The organism is Parvibaculum sp. (assembly GCF_039973015.1).
GTDB lineage: Bacteria > Pseudomonadota > Alphaproteobacteria > Parvibaculales > Parvibaculaceae > Parvibaculum.
Genome location: NZ_JBDWLT010000010.1, coordinates 58516 through 73577 on the forward strand (window position 1 = coordinate 58516; position 15062 = coordinate 73577).

General features: G+C 60.2%; 17 protein-coding genes, 1 tRNA gene and 1 riboswitch. Of the genes, 5 read left to right on the forward strand and 13 right to left on the reverse strand.

From position 1 onward, the window contains the following. Positions 1-4: 4 nt before the first annotated feature. Positions 5-337 (forward strand): hypothetical protein, encoded by a 333-nt coding sequence (locus tag ABJO61_RS11500; RefSeq protein WP_348323266.1) that lies wholly within the window; start codon positions 5-7, stop codon positions 335-337. On the opposite strand, the gene ABJO61_RS11505 is transcribed toward ABJO61_RS11500, so the two are convergent. The 3 genes from ABJO61_RS11505 to ABJO61_RS11515 all read right to left on the reverse strand — a co-directional run bounded on the left by ABJO61_RS11505 (position 334) and on the right by ABJO61_RS11515 (position 2529). Then, a complete protein-coding gene (locus ABJO61_RS11505; protein WP_348323267.1) occupies positions 334-921 on the reverse strand; it encodes a 2-hydroxychromene-2-carboxylate isomerase in 588 nt (195 codons plus the stop codon). The two genes, ABJO61_RS11500 and ABJO61_RS11505, sit on opposite strands and share 4 nt — an antisense overlap. A gap of 86 nt (positions 922-1007) precedes the next feature. Next, a complete protein-coding gene (locus ABJO61_RS11510) occupies positions 1008-1943 on the reverse strand; it encodes a DUF3137 domain-containing protein (RefSeq protein ID WP_348323268.1) in 936 nt (311 codons plus the stop codon). 4 nt (positions 1944-1947) lie between these two features. Continuing rightward, positions 1948-2529, reverse strand: coding sequence for a LemA family protein (locus ABJO61_RS11515; protein ID WP_348323269.1), 582 nt, complete (start codon positions 2527-2529; stop codon positions 1948-1950). 171 nt (positions 2530-2700) lie between these two features. Between ABJO61_RS11515 and ABJO61_RS11520 the strand changes: the two genes are divergently transcribed. Further along, positions 2701-3930 (forward strand): argininosuccinate synthase, encoded by a 1230-nt coding sequence (locus ABJO61_RS11520; protein WP_348323270.1) that lies wholly within the window; start codon positions 2701-2703, stop codon positions 3928-3930. Between the two features lie 5 nt (positions 3931-3935). Continuing rightward, positions 3936-4466 carry an inorganic diphosphatase gene (gene ppa / locus ABJO61_RS11525; protein ID WP_348323271.1) on the forward strand — a complete coding sequence of 177 codons (531 nt, stop codon included), beginning with the start codon at positions 3936-3938 and terminating at the stop codon, positions 4464-4466. Positions 4467-4486: 20 nt separating this feature from the next. Here ppa and ABJO61_RS11530 read toward each other — a convergent pair whose 3' ends face one another. Next, the gene (locus tag ABJO61_RS11530; RefSeq protein WP_348323272.1) at positions 4487-5860 is read right to left on the reverse strand and encodes a serine hydrolase domain-containing protein; all 1374 of its coding nucleotides are present in this window, start codon (positions 5858-5860) and stop codon (positions 4487-4489) included. A gap of 295 nt (positions 5861-6155) precedes the next feature. Here ABJO61_RS11530 and ABJO61_RS11535 point away from each other — a divergent pair, with 295 nt between their 5' ends. Beyond that, positions 6156-6413, forward strand: coding sequence for a YjhX family toxin (locus ABJO61_RS11535; RefSeq protein WP_348323273.1), 258 nt, complete (start codon positions 6156-6158; stop codon positions 6411-6413). 21 nt (positions 6414-6434) lie between these two features. Here ABJO61_RS11535 and ABJO61_RS11540 read toward each other — a convergent pair whose 3' ends face one another. The 4 genes from ABJO61_RS11540 to ABJO61_RS11555 form a co-directional block, all read right to left on the reverse strand. Further along, positions 6435-7448, reverse strand: a complete 1014-nt coding sequence (locus ABJO61_RS11540; RefSeq protein ID WP_348323274.1) for an aldo/keto reductase — start codon at positions 7446-7448, stop codon at positions 6435-6437. 5 nt (positions 7449-7453) lie between these two features. After that, entirely contained in the window at positions 7454-8362 is a 909-nt protein-coding gene (gene folD / locus ABJO61_RS11545) for a bifunctional methylenetetrahydrofolate dehydrogenase/methenyltetrahydrofolate cyclohydrolase FolD (protein WP_348323275.1), read from the reverse strand. 20 nt (positions 8363-8382) lie between these two features. Continuing rightward, positions 8383-8466, reverse strand: a riboswitch (ZMP/ZTP riboswitch). 47 nt (positions 8467-8513) lie between these two features. Continuing rightward, complete coding sequence (locus ABJO61_RS11550) at positions 8514-8870, reverse strand: DUF167 family protein (protein ID WP_348323276.1); 357 nt, start codon at positions 8868-8870, stop codon at positions 8514-8516. Continuing rightward, the gene (locus ABJO61_RS11555) at positions 8846-9148 is read right to left on the reverse strand and encodes a YggT family protein (protein WP_348323277.1); all 303 of its coding nucleotides are present in this window, start codon (positions 9146-9148) and stop codon (positions 8846-8848) included. The genes ABJO61_RS11550 and ABJO61_RS11555 overlap by 25 nt, the downstream gene beginning before the upstream one ends. Positions 9149-9374: 226 nt before the next feature. On the opposite strand from ABJO61_RS11555, the gene ABJO61_RS11560 reads away from it, so the two are divergent. After that, positions 9375-9450 (forward strand) — tRNA-Ala (locus ABJO61_RS11560). A 249-nt stretch (positions 9451-9699) separates the two neighbouring features. Here the strand turns inward: ABJO61_RS11560 and ABJO61_RS11565 are convergent. From ABJO61_RS11565 to ABJO61_RS11585, 5 genes are all read right to left on the reverse strand, one after another. Continuing rightward, complete coding sequence (locus tag ABJO61_RS11565) at positions 9700-10485, reverse strand: SDR family oxidoreductase (RefSeq protein ID WP_348323278.1); 786 nt, start codon at positions 10483-10485, stop codon at positions 9700-9702. A 41-nt stretch (positions 10486-10526) separates the two neighbouring features. Beyond that, positions 10527-11729 (reverse strand): acyl-CoA dehydrogenase family protein, encoded by a 1203-nt coding sequence (locus ABJO61_RS11570; protein ID WP_348323279.1) that lies wholly within the window; start codon positions 11727-11729, stop codon positions 10527-10529. 15 nt (positions 11730-11744) lie between these two features. Beyond that, positions 11745-12932 (reverse strand): acyl-CoA dehydrogenase family protein, encoded by a 1188-nt coding sequence (locus ABJO61_RS11575; protein WP_348323280.1) that lies wholly within the window; start codon positions 12930-12932, stop codon positions 11745-11747. A 5-nt stretch (positions 12933-12937) separates the two neighbouring features. Next, positions 12938-13741 carry an enoyl-CoA hydratase-related protein gene (locus ABJO61_RS11580; RefSeq protein ID WP_348323281.1) on the reverse strand — a complete coding sequence of 268 codons (804 nt, stop codon included), beginning with the start codon at positions 13739-13741 and terminating at the stop codon, positions 12938-12940. Positions 13742-13902: 161 nt separating this feature from the next. Then, positions 13903-14991 carry a YCF48-related protein gene (locus tag ABJO61_RS11585; protein ID WP_348323282.1) on the reverse strand — a complete coding sequence of 363 codons (1089 nt, stop codon included), beginning with the start codon at positions 14989-14991 and terminating at the stop codon, positions 13903-13905. Positions 14992-15062 lie beyond the last annotated feature (71 nt).

Below are 15062 nucleotides of genomic sequence, written 5' to 3' on the forward strand. Positions count from 1 at the left end.
TCCGATGAAAGCTGCCATCTATCGCTGGAAGGTTGCGGCCGGAGACGAGGAATACTTCGCGCGGCGCTGGCACGAAATCACCGACGACATCATGCGCGATCATGGCGGCGGCGGTTCGCGGCTGCACCGCGCGGAGAATGGCGACTTCGTCGCCTATGCGCGCTGGCCCTCGAAAGAAGCGCGCGACAAGGCCTTCGCCGACTATTCGAAAGACCCGGACCGCGCCATTCCGCAACGCGAGGGCAAGGCCGAACTGATCGAGGAAATCTGGCTCGACATCACGGACGACCTGCTGATCCCCGAAGCCGATCTTCCCGAACGCTTTCGCAAGAGCTAACGCTTCGCCCAGTCGAGCGCCGCTTCCAGCCGGTCGCCACCCCAGAAAAGTTCGTCACCGACAATAAAACTCGGCGCGCCGAATATGCCCTTTGCAGTCGCTTCTTCCGTCTGCGTCTTGAGCCTGTCCTTGTTACCCTGATCGTTGGACCGGGCAATGAGCTTCGACGCATCGAGGCCCAGTTCGGAAAGTATCTCCGCAAGCACACCCTCGTCCGATATGTCCTTTTGTTCGGCAAAGTTCGCGAGATAGACGCGGCGCGTGAACTCCGGCCCCCAGCTTTCATCCTGGCCGAGCAGTGCAATCCGCGCGGGTTTGAGCCCGTTCTGCGGAAATCGCACCGGCTCTTTCAATGCCAGCCCCTGTCCCTCGCAGATGCGCGCCATGTCGCGCCACATATATTTGCCTTTGGCAGGATAGATATTGAACGGGCTGTCGCTCCAGCCCTGCGCGCCAAAGATCGGTCCGAGCATAAAGGGCCGCCAGACAAGCGGAACGCCCGCTGCCTTTCCCGCTGCCTCAACACGCATCGCCGCCGGATAGGAATAGGTGCTCGCAAACTCGTACCAGAACTCGACCTGCATGGACGCCTCCGAAGAAAAAGGTGACCAAACCTGACCCATAAGGGAATCCGATGGAAGCATCGGGCTCGCAACAGGTCTTGCGCGGCTTATACTTTCGTCTCCGCGTCGAGCTTCAGAACCTCGGCAATTTCGCGAATAAAAGAGATGTCTTCCACGAAGGCCCGGATGTGATCGTTCTGGCGCAGATCGCGCCAGGGCGAAGGCTGGGCGAAATAGCCTCGCCGCCCGTCGATGACCAGAAAAAGATCGCCGCCATCGAAGGCGGCCCGCATCGGCCCGTCGCTCGCATCCGCCAGCTGCATGAGCCGTTCCATGAAGGCCGGCGTCAGCAGATAGCGCGCCTCGACCTGATCGCTCGAAAACACATCGAACCTCTCTTCGAAGCGTGGGTCTTCGAGATGCACTCTTTCTCCGCCGGCACCTGCATGGCTGAGTGCGCCGAAGATCGAACCGCGGTCGCCACGAACGACCGTGCGTCCCGAAAACCGCTTGGGAAAGGCGTAGCGCGCGGCAAGACCGCGGAAGACGAGATCGTAATCATCGCGCTTGTTGCGCCGCACCTTCTTTTCGAGAAATGCCTCAGCGAGCTCGAAAGAAACGCCGTCGACATCCCCCAATACGTGGTCCTCGAGCGACTTCCGATCATAGCCGGGAAGAAGGCCGCAATTATTGAAGGGGGCGAGAAAGTTCTCCGGTGCTTCCGGCGAGTAGATGTAACCGAAATGCCCGAAGACCTTCCCTGAAAGTTCTTCCGCGAATTTCCGGCCCCAGGTCATGACGGAGGTGAGCATTACCACGCCGAAGACCATGACGGCGATGCTGCCAAAAATGGCAAACCCGCGCGCGTTTTCCCCTTCGATGAACTGCGACGAAAGGGAAAAGAAGACAAGACCGGCCCCGATCACCGGAAGAGCCTGCCAAAGCGTGCGACGAAGAACGACTTTGCGCTCCGCTTCCTTTTCCTCGATGAATGGCGCGATCTCTCTCGCGAAGAAGCTGTCGAATTCGCCGCCCGGCGTCATCGTTTCATGCCATCAGTTTGTTGACGTCGACGGGTTCACGGACTGCCGGATCCTCGACTTCGTAGAAGGGAAAGGGTTGGACGTTTGCAATACGCGCGATGATCGAACCGGGGAATATTTCGACCGCATTGTTGAGCCGCGCTACCGCAGAATTGTAGAAACGCCGCGCGGCGGCGATGTTGCCTTCCACCTCCTCGAAGGTTTCCTGCGCGCGCGTGACTGTCTCGGCGGAACGAAGCTCGGGATAGTTTTCGGCAACCGCGAAAAACCGCGCCATCCCTTGCTCAAGACCTTTCGATGCCTCCAGGTGCTCGGCGACCGCCCTGGGGTCATCCTTCGAATAGGGCGCGGCAACCTTCGCCCGGAGCGCGGTCAGCCCCTCCAGAAGCTCTTTTTCATGCGTCATGAATTTGGCGGCCAGCGCCACGATATTGGGCAGGAGATCGAACCGCTTGCGAAGCTGGACATCGATTGAGCCCATTGCCTCGCGGACTTCATTGCGCCGCGTGATGAGGCTCGCATACCACGCATAACCGCCCGCAAGGAGAAGCCCTGGCAAGATGAGAAAAATGACGGAAGAATCCATGAAAACGTCCCCGATTTGGCCTCTTTTCGGCGAGTATGGCAGGCAAAACCCCTCCCGTCCCGCCTTTCGGCCCTCCTCTTGCCGCCGCGTTCGATTCGCCTATAGTGCGGCGCAAAATATGGCTCTTCAGCCGTAACCCAAAGCAAACCCACCACACTGGAGCCTCGATTGATGAGCGCCGACAAATCCGTAAAAAAGGTGGTGCTGGCCTATTCCGGCGGCCTCGACACCTCGGTCATCCTGAAATGGCTGGAGGAAACCTATGGCTGCGAGGTGGTGACCTTCACTGCCGACCTCGGCCAGGGCGAAGAACTGGAGCCCGCGCGCAAGAAGGCCGAGATGCTCGGCGTCAAGGAAATCTATATTGAGGATCTGCGCGAAGAATTCGTTCGCGACTATGTCTTTCCGATGTTCCGCGCCAACGCGCTCTATGAGGGCGTCTACCTGCTCGGCACCTCGATTGCTCGGCCGCTCATTGCCAAGCGCCAGATTGAAATCGCCCATGAGACGGGCGCCGACGCGGTCTGCCACGGCTCGACCGGCAAGGGCAACGACCAGGTTCGCTTCGAACTGGGCTATGGCGCGCTTGATCCGGAGATCAGGATCATCGCGCCCTGGCGCGAATGGGATCTGACCTCCCGCACGAAGCTCATCGAATTCGCCGAAAAGCATCAGATCCCGATCGCCAAGGACAAGCGCGGCGAAGCCCCCTTCTCGGTCGACGCGAATCTGCTGCATATTTCGGCGGAAGGAAAAGTGCTGGAAAACCCGGCCGAGGAAGCACCGGAATATGTCTACAGCCGCTCGGTTTCGCCGGAAGCAGCGCCTGACAAGCCAACCTATATCGAGATTGGCTTTGAGAAGGGCGACGCCGTTTCCATAGACGGCGAGAAAATGTCGCCTGCGACGCTACTGACGAAGCTGAACAAGTTCGGCGGCGACAACGGCATCGGCCGTCTCGACCTCGTCGAAAACCGCTATGTCGGCATGAAATCGCGCGGTGTCTACGAAACCCCTGGCGGCACGGTGCTGCTCGCCGCCCATCGTGGCATGGAATCGCTCACGCTGGACCGCGGCGCAGCCCATCTCAAGGACGAGATCATGCCGCGTTATGCCGAACTCATCTATAACGGCTTCTGGTGGTCGCCTGAGCGCGAAATGCTGCAAGCCTTGATCGACAAAAGCCAGGAAATGGTGACGGGCACTGTACGCGTGAAGCTTTACAAGGGCTCAGCAACGGTCGTCGGCCGCTCCTCGCCTTATTCGCTCTATTCAGAAGCGCACGTCACATTCGAAGAGGACGCAGGCGCATACGACCAGAAGGACGCACAGGGCTTCATTCGGCTCAATGCGCTCCGTCTCCGGCTGCTCGCGGCCCGCAACAAAAGAGCTGAGAAGTAACTGTAATGCGTATCGACGCCATCCCGATCGGAAAGAATCCCCCGGAAGATATCAACGTGATCGTCGAGGTTCCGCACGGCGGGCACCCGGTGAAATACGAACTCGACAAGGAATCGGGGACACTTTTTGTCGACCGCTTCATGCACACGGCCATGCAGTATCCCTGCAATTACGGTTTCGTGCCGCACACCTTGTCCGATGATGGCGATCCGGTCGACGTTCTCGTGGTGAGCCGCATTCCTGTGGTGCCCGGCGCCGTCATCCGTTCACGTCCCATCGGTGTCCTGATGATGCACGACGAGGCGGGGCAGGATGAAAAGATTCTCGCCGTACCCGTCGAAAAGCTGAATCCCTACTACAAGAACGTCCACAGCTATTCGGACATGCCGGACATCCTGATCCAGCGGATCACCCATTTTTTCGAGCACTACAAGGATCTCGAAGAAGGGAAATGGGTGAAGATCGATGGCTGGAAAGATGCAGATGTGGCTCGCGAGCTCATCGTGAAAGCGATCGAAGCGGCGAAAAAGAGCTAGACAGGCGCCGGACCAGCAGTTCAGGGAAGCCGCCAAGGTTCTTCCGGACCGAGTACATGGCCGGCAACTTCCTGCATCAGCACCTTTCCTCTATCGGAGTTGGTAAGCACAACCACGCCCGCCCGGCGGGACGGCTCTATAACCATGATCCCGCGTAATCCGATATTCGCACTTGTCTGCCAGAGCGTCAGACTACTCGCTCGCTCTCGCGTACCAAAGCCAAGCCCCCACCCGAACCTGTCGTTCTGCGTCTCGCCCACGGGCATGCGAGCCTCCACCATGCTGGCCCGTAGCGGCATTCCGACGAGAGCTCCGTCGGCAAAGCCGGTGACGAAGAGGCCAAGATCATGCGCGCTTGAACGCAAGGACAAGGCGGCGTTGAAGTCGTCGCCGTCGCGCGCCGGCAGCGGCACCTGCCATGTCATGAAAAGGAGGCTTGCCAGGAACACGGCGCCAAAGAGGAGGGGACTAAAAGAACCTCGTCGCGCGCCGCGCGACAGCACGCCTTCCGACCAGCCCCTGTCGAAGATGAAGCGAAGATACTGAACCATCGCCACCACGAGCCCGACACCCGCAAGCCAAGCGACGAGATAGCCGAGACAAAAAGCAAGAGCCCAGCCGCCAAGCAGGTAGTAGGCCAGAAAGCTGGTGCTGACTGGAGCGAGAATAGCCGCAGGAACAAGATCGAATGGTTCGAGTTTGAGGCGGTGAAAGCCGAACCGCACCACAATCAGGGTTACGAGGGCGAGCGCGACAAAGATCGCGACCGCCGGGCCTGCAAAGGTGAATATCGGAACCCAAAGTGCATGATGGCCGCGCGCCACCTCATCTACCAGCGCTTCTGGAATCACATAGCCCGACGACAACATGCCCAATGGCTGAAAGATTTTCTGCCGCATCAGGCGATCGAACGGCACACCCTCGATCTGCGACATCACATGCGCAAGATAGACATAGCCCATACCGGAATACTGAAAATCCGTGCCGGGCTTGAAATCGACACTCCGTACACCCAGCCGAACCCAGTCGGACAGGCCGGAGCGGTGGGAAAGCACCTGGCGGAGCGTGACGCTGCGTGAAGCATCTTCATCCGGCAGCCATGGCGTTTCGAGATAATCGGAAAGCGGCACGTCGAGCGACATCTTGCGCTCACGCACAAGCAACATGGCTGCATAAGCTTCGATTGGCAGACCGATACCGCCCACCTCGAAAAGCGTGTTCGGCGTCACCTTCTGATCGCCATCGGCGTCGGCGATACCGTATCCCTTTTCATAGACGATCTGACCTTCGTCTATGACGGCCAGGGCAACCCCGGGGATCGCGAGGGCCTGCATGCGCCGTTCGATGAAATCATCAAGCGCATGACGCATTTCCGCTCGCGGCCATTCGATCATGCCCGCTCCCGGATTGTCTTGCGCCACGGCCATGTGTGGAACGAGACACAGCACAAGCAAAAGGAATAGTACCGCCCACCGCCTGGATTGACTGCCCCCCTCTCCCACCATTACTGATAGGGCCTCACGCCAGATGGAGCGTTGATGTCTGTATTCGGAGAAAAGCGCGGCCACTGAGAGGGAATATCCCTTTCCGCCAGGCCATTCCACAAGACGGCAGCCTGCCCGCCCAGCGCAATTGCCTGGGCGCGGCATGAAGCCCGTCTCGCTTTGGCTTATCTCCGGAACGTTATTCATGAATATCTCGAAGTTCGAGCAGCGCACGCTGCACGCGCTCGCGCGTGGCGGCCGCATCCGCGTCGAAAAGGACAGCAAAGGCAAGATTGTCGATGTGGCTTGCATCACCCGCGAAGGATGGGTGCTGACGGATTGCACTCTCTCCACATTCAGACGCCTGAGGAAAAGACGGCTCATCGCTTCGAGGGAAGGTAGCCCCTATCTCATTACCCGCGAAGGTCTGCACGCCGTACGCGCGCAACTCGACAACAGGTGAGGTTAGGGCGCATCGATCCATCTAGAGCGTACCGTCCCCATCGATCGGCATGCGTGGCACCTGGAAATTGAGACGAAGCGCATCAATGCGCCTCCTCGTCTCTTCTTCCAGGGGGCCGCGCTCTTCCGCCTCCAGAATGGCAGAAAGCTCCGCGCGATTCTTCACGCCAAGCACCAGCGTGTCGACGCCGGACATCCCGAGGGCGTAGCGATGCGCGAGAATGGCTGGATCCTCACCAAGCGCACGGGCAAGCGCACGAAAAGGTGCGGCCTTTTCATAGTCGCGCACTTCCGGGTCGCTCGCTGCCAGCGGACGGTCGATAGCAGCGGTGAGCGCACCCGCCTGCACGGCGCGAATTCCCATTACACCAACATCGTTATTCTTGGCGGTTCGGATGATATTGCGCGGTTCCGGCGGCTCCTGATAGCGCCGCATCCCGCCCGGCGAATCGAGAACATTGGTGACCGCCTGCACGACGTCCGGTTTCGGCTTGCCGCGAAGAACGTCCATGATGCTGCGCGGCAACCCCGTACCGGTAATTCCCCATGCACCGATAAGCCCCTTCGCCTTTAGTCTCTCAAAGGCCGGAATGACTTCGTTGACGAACATCTGCCAGCGTACGACACCGTATTCCTCGAAAGCGGGATCTTCATATTCATAATCGTCCGGGCAAATGTTCGAATGCAGGAAAAAAATATCGGCCTGCTCGCGCTTCAGTGTCGCGAGGCTGCGCAGCAGAGATTTTTCAAGCCGCTCCATTGCGCCCGGCAGGTGGCGCCGTCCGATCATGCATTTCGTCGTAACCCGGATACCTTCCGGCCATTTCCCGCCAAAGGCCTCACCTGCAACCGCTTCCGCTTCCCCACGTCCATAGAGCGGCGCAAGGTCGATCAACGTGATGCCGCTCTCCACGGCGAGACGGAGAGTGGCGATGGCTTCTTCGCGTGAGGTTTCACCCCAGATCTGGCCAAGCCCGCCACCGCCAAGCGCCAGCGCACTGACCGGCCATAATTTTCCGAGCTGTCGCATTTCCATGGCTGTCAGAAGTCCTTGGGAAGTTCGATGCCGTTGGCGCGGCAAGCAGCAATCACCGTGTTGCGCAGCAGACAGGCAACCGTCATGAGCCCCACCCCGCCGGGAACGGGCGTGATCGCCCCGGCCACCCCGGCCACGTCGTTGAAATCGACATCGCCGACGAGCCTTGTCTTGCCCTCGCCCTTTTCGGGGGCGGGTACGCGATTGATTCCGACATCGATGACAGTCGCACCCGGCTTCACCCAGTCGCGCGTCACCATATTCGCCCGGCCCACAGCGGCAACGAGAATATCCGCCTCCCTCGCGATGGCAGGCAGATCGCGCGAACGGCTATGGGCGATGGTGACGGTGCAATTTTCCTTGAGCAGCAATTGGGCTATCGGCTTGCCGACAAGATTGGAACGGCCGATGACGACGGCATGTTTGCCCGCGAGATCGCCACCTGCCCTTTTTGCCATGATGAGGCAGCCTTCGGGCGTTGCGGGCACCATGGCAAAAAGCCCGCTTGCAAGACGCCCGGCGTTCAAGGGGTGAAGACCATCCGCATCTTTCGCAGGGTCGATCGTGTCGATCACAGACTGCTGGCTGATATGGTCCGGCACGGGAAACTGCACAAGGAATCCGTGCACTGCCGGATCGGCGTTGAGTTCCCGGACTTTCGCCAGCAGGTCGGCTTCGCTCGTATCCGCGGGCAACTTGTATTCATAGGAGTTCATCCCCGCCTCGCGCGTCGCGATGCCCTTGTTGCGGACATAAACCTCGCTTGCCGGGTCATTGCCAACCAGTATGACGGCGAGACCCGGGGTCAGCCCATGGTCGCGCTTGAGCCGCTCGACCTCCTTCGCCACACGTGCGCGGAGTTCCGCTGAAATGATCTTGCCGTCGATAATGGAAGCCTGGGCCGGAGACGTCATGAGGGCACCTCGTTGTCTGGATGGGGTGCCCAGGCGAGCGGCGCATATACCCTGCGCTCCACGGTGGTTCGCTCCACCTCTTCTCGCCAGTCACGCAAGGGCAGCGGCACTATAGTAAGCTCCGCCACCCCGCGACAAGCCCACCCCTGCATCACCTGGCCCCCTTTGCCGGACTTTCGAGCGAGAGACCGATGCGAGCTATGAGGTTTTCCGGGTCACCCTTGACCGCCACGATTTTGATTCGGCCCGTATCGCCCGAAACGAGAGAGAAGGAAGAACGGGGCAGGCCCCAGGTCTTTGCAAGGAGTTTCAGGACAGCGTCGTTCGCTTTGCCCTTTTCCGCGACCGTCGAGACACGCAGCCTCAGATGCGGCTCACCATTGGCGTCCTCCCCGCGACCCTCGATCCGGTTGGCGCCACCCCGGGGCGTGACCCGCAGCCGCACCGTGACGCCGTCAGCGGCGCGCTTGCAGGGCATCGTCGTCAGTAGCGGCCCGCGCCAAGCCACAAGGGAACGTCATAGCGGATCAGGTTTTGCACAAAAACGAGAACCAGCAGCAGAATGACCGGCGAAACGTCGAGGCCGCCAAGGTTGGGAAGCACATTCCGGATCGGCCGGAGTACCGGTTCCGTCAGCCGATTGATGGTGTCCACCACCATGTAGACGAAGCGGTTATGCGTATTGATGACGTTGAAGGCGATGAGCCAGCTCAGGACAACGCCAATGATGATCACCCAGATATAGAGAGTGATGAGCGTATCGATCAGATTCAGAAGGGCAATCATGGGGGCTCGCCGGTTGTTGGTTCTGAGGGATGGACGGCTCAAGCATTGGCCGGAGATGGCCGGAAACCGGGCGCGGGAGGTTCCAGCCCCCCTGAGATGTAAACGGGCCGGGGCGGGGGTTCAAGGAGAGGATTGAGGCGAAGCGGCGGAGGGCACACCGCTCTCTTGACACCTCGCCCGCCGCCGCCTAAGAAGCGGCCTCCAGCGCTTATACGCGCAGGGCTCCGGGGCCGTAGCTCAGTTGGGAGAGCGCCTCGTTCGCAATGAGGAGGTCAGCGGTTCGATCCCGCTCGGCTCCACCATTTCCGGAAGCCCGTTTTCCTCGAAAACACCTCAAAATGTCTCAGGCTGGTGTGGCTTGCGCCCTCGGCGCAGTGCGTCGGGTGGCAACCGGGATTTCTGATTTCCAATGCCATGCTGCCCGTTTTTGACGGCTCACGATGGAGCATCGATAAGAGCGCGCCTCTTTTGTTGCAGTGCAAGATGATGCAGTTGTCACGACGGCCACCCGCCAGTTGCAATTCGACAAGGTGGCCGCAAATCACGCACCCTCACATGGCGCTGATGCCGCCATCGATCTTGATCTCGGAACCCGTGATGAATTTCGACTCGTCCGAGGCCAGATAAAGGACGCAATAGGCAACGTCATCCGGATCGCCGACCACGCCAAGCGGCACCTGCTTCGCGAGTTTTTTCACAAGTTCTTCCTTCGACATCCCCCGGGCCATACCGTCGAGAATGGGCGTGTCGATAAAGGTCGGATGGATCGAGTTCGAGCGGATGCGGTAGCCCCGCTTCGCGCAATGAAGCGCCACAGACTTCGACAGCAGCCAGACGCCTGCCTTCGCGGCATTATAGGCCGCCATATTGTGGCCCGCGATGAGGCCGGCAATAGACGAGGTATTGATGATCGAACCCGGCGCATGCGGCACCATGTAGGGGATCGCATATTTGCAGCCGAGAAAAACGGAATCGACATCCACCGCCTGCACCTTCTTGAAGGTCTCGAAATCCGTGTCCTCGACGGTCGTACCGCCACCGATACCGGCATTGTTGAAAAGCACGTTGATGCCGCCCATCGCCTTGTCCGCTTCGGCAAGCGCATCCTTCCAATGGTCCTCGCGCGTCACATCGAGGCCGACTGAAAAAGCCATCCCCGGACATTCCGCGTTGATCTCGGCGGCGACTTCTGCAGCGCCCTTTTCGTTGATATCGGCAAGCGTCACTTTTGCGCCTTCACGCGCCAGCATTATCCCCGATGCCTTGCCAAGTCCCTGCGCGCCGCCGGTAATGAACGCCATCTTGCCTTCGACGCGGCCTTTTCTTTCGTAAGCCATGCTTCCCTTCTTCTTGAAAATTGAGAGTATTCAACAGGTTATCAGAGCATTGCGGTATTGGTCGGCACACCAAGCAGCAGGCGCCCCGTTAGTTCGAGGGTCGCATCCGATACCATCATGTGTTGTGTTGTCACGTGAACGTCACGAAACTGTCGCTGAAGCGCGGAGCTGCGATAGACCGAACTGCCTCCCGCCAGCGTATACATCAGATCGACTGCCCTGGCCGACGAGCGAACGGCATGCGTCGTCGCGAGACGGATGTCGCGACGATGCGCGACCGTGATTTCACCATTCGCCGATGCAGCCTGCCAGGCGTCCTCGATCGTATCCATCAGAAAGGCGCGGGCGGACCGCGTCAAAGCATCGGCCTCGGAAACATCGAGATGTGCCTTGGCGCGCTGCGCGAGCGGTTTCGAGGAACCCTGTGGAGTCTTTCCGTCAGCCAGCTCGACAAGCGCATCGATAGAGCCGCGCGCAAGACCCAGCGCAACCGCAGCAATGCCGATTCCGAGTAAGCCGAAAGTTGGAAAACAGTAGAGCGGCAGCGCAAGCGGCTTGTCGCTGATCAGGCTAACCGCGCGAGCAGCCGGCACAAAGATATCCCGCACTTCGAAATCCGTGCTCCCCGTCCCGCACAGCCCCGAAACATCCCATGTGTCGTGAAGCGTGACGTCTTCGGCGCGGAACATCATCATCCGGTTTTGCGGTACACCTTCCGCAGCCATTTCGGGTTTCCCGTCTTCACCGAGGATAAGGGCACCGCCCGAAATCCACGAGGCGTTGCGCGAGCCGGAGCCCCATTGCCAGCGTCCCGTGACACGGTATCCCTCGACACCATCCTGACTGGCGCGCACGGCCTTGCCGCGCGGCGCGAAGACACCCGCCGTGATGGTCCGCGGATCGCCGAAGACCCGCTTCGCTTCTGCAGGTTCAAGAAAACCCGCAACGAGACCGGAGGTTGCACCGATAAAGACGCACCAGGCCGCCGAACCATCGGCACGGGCAAGCCGTTCCACCACGCGCACAAGGTCGCCCGGATGCGCCTCATAACCGCCATAGGCCCGGGGTACGCAAAGACGATAGAGCCCCGCCGCCGCGAAACGATCGGCGATGTCCTGAGGCAGGAAGCGGTTTGCCTCGATCTCCGCCGCACGCTCGGCAATCTCGGGCGCGAAATTCTCCGCCGCCGCAAAAAGATCCTGCCATGCGCCCGCCGTCTCGCTTGCAGTCCCCGTCACCGTCATGCTGCCCTCCTCCCCTCAAGCGCCCAGTTTCAACCGGTTCGCGATATTGTTTTTCTGCATGTTGGACGAACCGCCGACGATTGGCAGGCTCACCGCGTCACGTACATAGCGTTCCATGTCCATCTGATCGGAAAGTCCGTAAGCCCCCGTGACACGCAGACAGGCCTGCGTCACCTCCGCGGCCCCTTCGCAGCAGAAAAGCTTCGCCATTGACGTCTCGACCGAGCATGGCCGGCCCTGGTCTGCCAGCCATGCCGCGCTGTAAAGCATGAGCCGCATCGCCCTGACCCTGGTTTTCTCTTCCGCAAGCGAATGACGGATAGCCTGATGACCGGCGATCTTGCGTCCGAACTGCGTACGTTCTTCCGCATAACGCCAGGCGTCCGCAAGCGCCGCTTCCGCAAGACCGAGGGCACAGGCCGAAAGCTCCAGCTTCTCTACCTCGAGCGCCCTTCCCGCGAGTTGTTGCCAACCCTTGTTCCACATCGCCTCGCCGCCGAGAATGTTCGACACCGGCACCCGCGCATCGTCGAAACTCACATCCTTCGTCTCAACCCCGCGAATGCCGAGATGCCCAAGCGGCGTAATCGAGATACCGGGCGATGAAGGCGGCACAAGAACGATGCTGAGGTTGTTGTACTTCTCTTCCCTGGGCCCGGAACGCAGCAAGCAGAAAATATAATCGGCGATATGCGCGCCGGTGCACCAGCGCTTCGTACCGTTGATGACCAGTTCATCGCCCTCGCGGCGCGCCGTAGTCTCGACAGTCGCGAGATCGCCGCCGACATTGGGCTCCGAAAGCCCGTAGGCGAAGAGAAGATTGCCTGACGCGACCTTCGGCAACAGCGTCTGTTTCTGTTCTTCGGTGGCGCTCTCGCCGATGTTCATGCCCGCATAGCAAACCGCCATGATGTAAGGGCAAGCCACGGCGACGGAGCGTTTTGCAAGCTCCTCGATCACCGCCATTGTCGCGTAGATATCGATGCCGGAGCCGCCGAAGCGCTCTTCGACGGTAAGCCCCATCATTCCCATTTCCCCGAGCTTTTGCATCACCTCTGCGGGGTAGATATTTCCTCTGTCCCAGTCGCGCGCCTTTGCACGCGGCATTTCATTCTCGACGAAGCGGCGCGTCGCCTCCCGCAACATGCGCACATGCTCCGGTTCGTCGAAATTGAGCGGCAGGTCTTGCGCCGAAGAACCCATTTTTGTCACCGCCCCGTGAAGACAGGCTTGCGCTTGTCAAGGAAGGCGCGAACAGCCTCCTTGTGGTCTTCGGTGGTGAAGGTAAGCATCTCATAGCCGATCGACGTATCGAGGATCGTATGAGCTAGCTGCTTCAGCCCGATATTGACGGAGACCTTGCTGTATTTGATTGCCTGAATGGCACCCCCTGCGAGCTTGCCGGCAAAGGCGGCGACGCGCTCATCGAGATCTGCCTCGGGCACCACATGATTGACGAGGCCGATACGCTCGGCCTCCCTCGCCGGCACCGGATCGCCGGTCATGAGATATTCCTTCGCACGCGCATAGCCAACAAGCTGCGGCCAGATGATCGCGCCGCCATCGCCGGCAACGATGCCCGCCCGCACATGCGGATCGGCAAAGCGCGCATTCTCGCCGGCAAAGATCACATCGCACATCAGTGCGATTGTCGCGCCCAGCCCCACGGCAGGCCCGCGCACCTTGGCGATGATCGGCTTTTCGAGATCGAGAAGCGAAAAGATGATGCGCTTGGCCTCGGCAGCATCCGGGCCCTTCTCGCCCGCCTCGAAACCGCGCTTCATCCAGTTGAGATCGCCGCCCGCGGAAAAGGCATCGCCCTCTCCCGTCAAAACAATGATGTCGGAGCCGGCATCGTCGGCAGCGTCGAGAAAAATGCGCGAAAGCTCGCGATGCATTTCCCCGTCAACGGCATTCATCAGAGCCGGGTTGCTGAGCGCAAGTGTCAGGACGCGCCCCTGCCTGCTCGCCTTGATGCGCGTGTAGTGGCTGAAATCGACGGTACCCGTCATCCTCTATCCTCCCATGCGGCGGCCCTGTTTTAGGCTCTTGGGAAGATTGTGGCCTCCACAGCGCCCCGAGGTAAAGCACACTGATGAGTCCCCCGACCGGGAACGCAAAAAACCCCGGCGCGAAGGCCGGGGTTCCTTGTTGGTCAGGCTGGAGAATGGGATCAGCTGTTGTCGTCGCTGACCTGAGCCGTAATCTTGGCACCGACTTCCTCGCGCGCCTTCTCCATATTGTCGGACATCAGTTTCACGCCCGGCTCCCCGAAGACGGCAATCTGGCCGTCAGGACCGTCCGTCACCGCCGCATAGCCAAGACGGTCAGCGCGCGTCACTTCGGTAAAGCTCTTGCCGCCATTGTCGCTATAGCCGACATAACCCTGCAGACCGACAAGAACGATCTTGCCGTTGCCGAGCTGCACACCGCCCGCAATGGACTTGTCCGTGCCGGTGTTCACCTTCGTCCAGGTCGCCCCCTTGTCGTAGGAGCGGAACGCGTTACCGCGCATGCCGAACACCATCACCGAGCCGTCAGCCATGCCGAAGCCGCCCCAGAAGGAGCCTTCATATTGCGTCTGGATGCGGTTGAAGGTGCGGCCCTGATCGGCTGAGTGATAAACCACGCCGAACTCGGCGGCGATGTAGAGATCGCCATCCTTGTCGGAGAAGAGCTTGTTGAGATGGTAGTCGTCGAGCAGGCCTTCGCTGAGCGAACGCTCTTCCCAGGTCTTACCGCCATCATTCGTTTCGACCATGAACGAGAAGGCGCCCATTGCGAAGCCGCGCTTTTCGTTTTCGAAATAGACCGTCATGAAGGCCATTTCGGATTCGGTGTCGTTGTAGACGAGCTTCCAGTTTTCGCCGCCATCGGTGGTACGAAGAACCGTCGCGTCGTGCCCGACGGCAAAACCGAGATCCTTGTTGACGAAGGTCACACCGGTCAGCGTTGCCTGCGTCGGCACTTCCTTTGCCTGATGCCAGGTCGCACCGCGATCATCCGACAGCACGACATGCCCGAACTCGCCGACGGCGACGAGACGGTCGCCCGCATAGGTCGCATCGAGCAGAAGAGACTGCGAAGCAAGATCGGACGGCACTGCATATTCGATTTCGGACGAGGCTGCCTCGTCCTGCGCGGCGGCCGCACGAGGGCCGAAAGCGGTGAAGGTGAGCGCTGTTGCGCACACAGCTGCAAGGGACATGAGCCGCAGACGCGGCACCCAGTTCGAGACGATCCGGGAAAAAGACGAAGACATTACCTAGGCTCCTGCACTCGGGCGTTTCCGGCTACCGCGATGCATCGTTCGCCGGATCCCCCCGGGGCCCG

What these genes read in the sequence shown, in the direction of transcription:
- ABJO61_RS11500 (WP_348323266.1), top strand. Translation starts at nt 5, where the DNA reads ATGAAAGCTGCCATCTATCGCTGGAAGGTTGCGGCCGGAGACGAGGAA.
- ABJO61_RS11505 (WP_348323267.1), bottom strand. Translation starts at nt 921, where the DNA reads ATGCAGGTCGAGTTCTGGTACGAGTTTGCGAGCACCTATTCCTATCCG.
- ABJO61_RS11510 (WP_348323268.1), bottom strand. Translation starts at nt 1,943, where the DNA reads ATGACGCCGGGCGGCGAATTCGACAGCTTCTTCGCGAGAGAGATCGCG.
- ABJO61_RS11515 (WP_348323269.1), bottom strand. Translation starts at nt 2,529, where the DNA reads ATGGATTCTTCCGTCATTTTTCTCATCTTGCCAGGGCTTCTCCTTGCG.
- ABJO61_RS11520 (WP_348323270.1), top strand. Translation starts at nt 2,701, where the DNA reads ATGAGCGCCGACAAATCCGTAAAAAAGGTGGTGCTGGCCTATTCCGGC.
- ppa (WP_348323271.1), top strand. Translation starts at nt 3,936, where the DNA reads ATGCGTATCGACGCCATCCCGATCGGAAAGAATCCCCCGGAAGATATC.
- ABJO61_RS11530 (WP_348323272.1), bottom strand. Translation starts at nt 5,860, where the DNA reads ATGATCGAATGGCCGCGAGCGGAAATGCGTCATGCGCTTGATGATTTC.
- ABJO61_RS11535 (WP_348323273.1), top strand. Translation starts at nt 6,156, where the DNA reads ATGAATATCTCGAAGTTCGAGCAGCGCACGCTGCACGCGCTCGCGCGT.
- ABJO61_RS11540 (WP_348323274.1), bottom strand. Translation starts at nt 7,448, where the DNA reads ATGGAAATGCGACAGCTCGGAAAATTATGGCCGGTCAGTGCGCTGGCG.
- folD (WP_348323275.1), bottom strand. Translation starts at nt 8,362, where the DNA reads ATGACGTCTCCGGCCCAGGCTTCCATTATCGACGGCAAGATCATTTCA.
- ABJO61_RS11555 (WP_348323277.1), bottom strand. Translation starts at nt 9,148, where the DNA reads ATGATTGCCCTTCTGAATCTGATCGATACGCTCATCACTCTCTATATC.
- ABJO61_RS11565 (WP_348323278.1), bottom strand. Translation starts at nt 10,485, where the DNA reads ATGGCTTACGAAAGAAAAGGCCGCGTCGAAGGCAAGATGGCGTTCATT.
- ABJO61_RS11570 (WP_348323279.1), bottom strand. Translation starts at nt 11,729, where the DNA reads ATGACGGTGACGGGGACTGCAAGCGAGACGGCGGGCGCATGGCAGGAT.
- ABJO61_RS11575 (WP_348323280.1), bottom strand. Translation starts at nt 12,932, where the DNA reads ATGGGTTCTTCGGCGCAAGACCTGCCGCTCAATTTCGACGAACCGGAG.
- ABJO61_RS11580 (WP_348323281.1), bottom strand. Translation starts at nt 13,741, where the DNA reads ATGACGGGTACCGTCGATTTCAGCCACTACACGCGCATCAAGGCGAGC.
- ABJO61_RS11585 (WP_348323282.1), bottom strand. Translation starts at nt 14,991, where the DNA reads ATGTCTTCGTCTTTTTCCCGGATCGTCTCGAACTGGGTGCCGCGTCTG.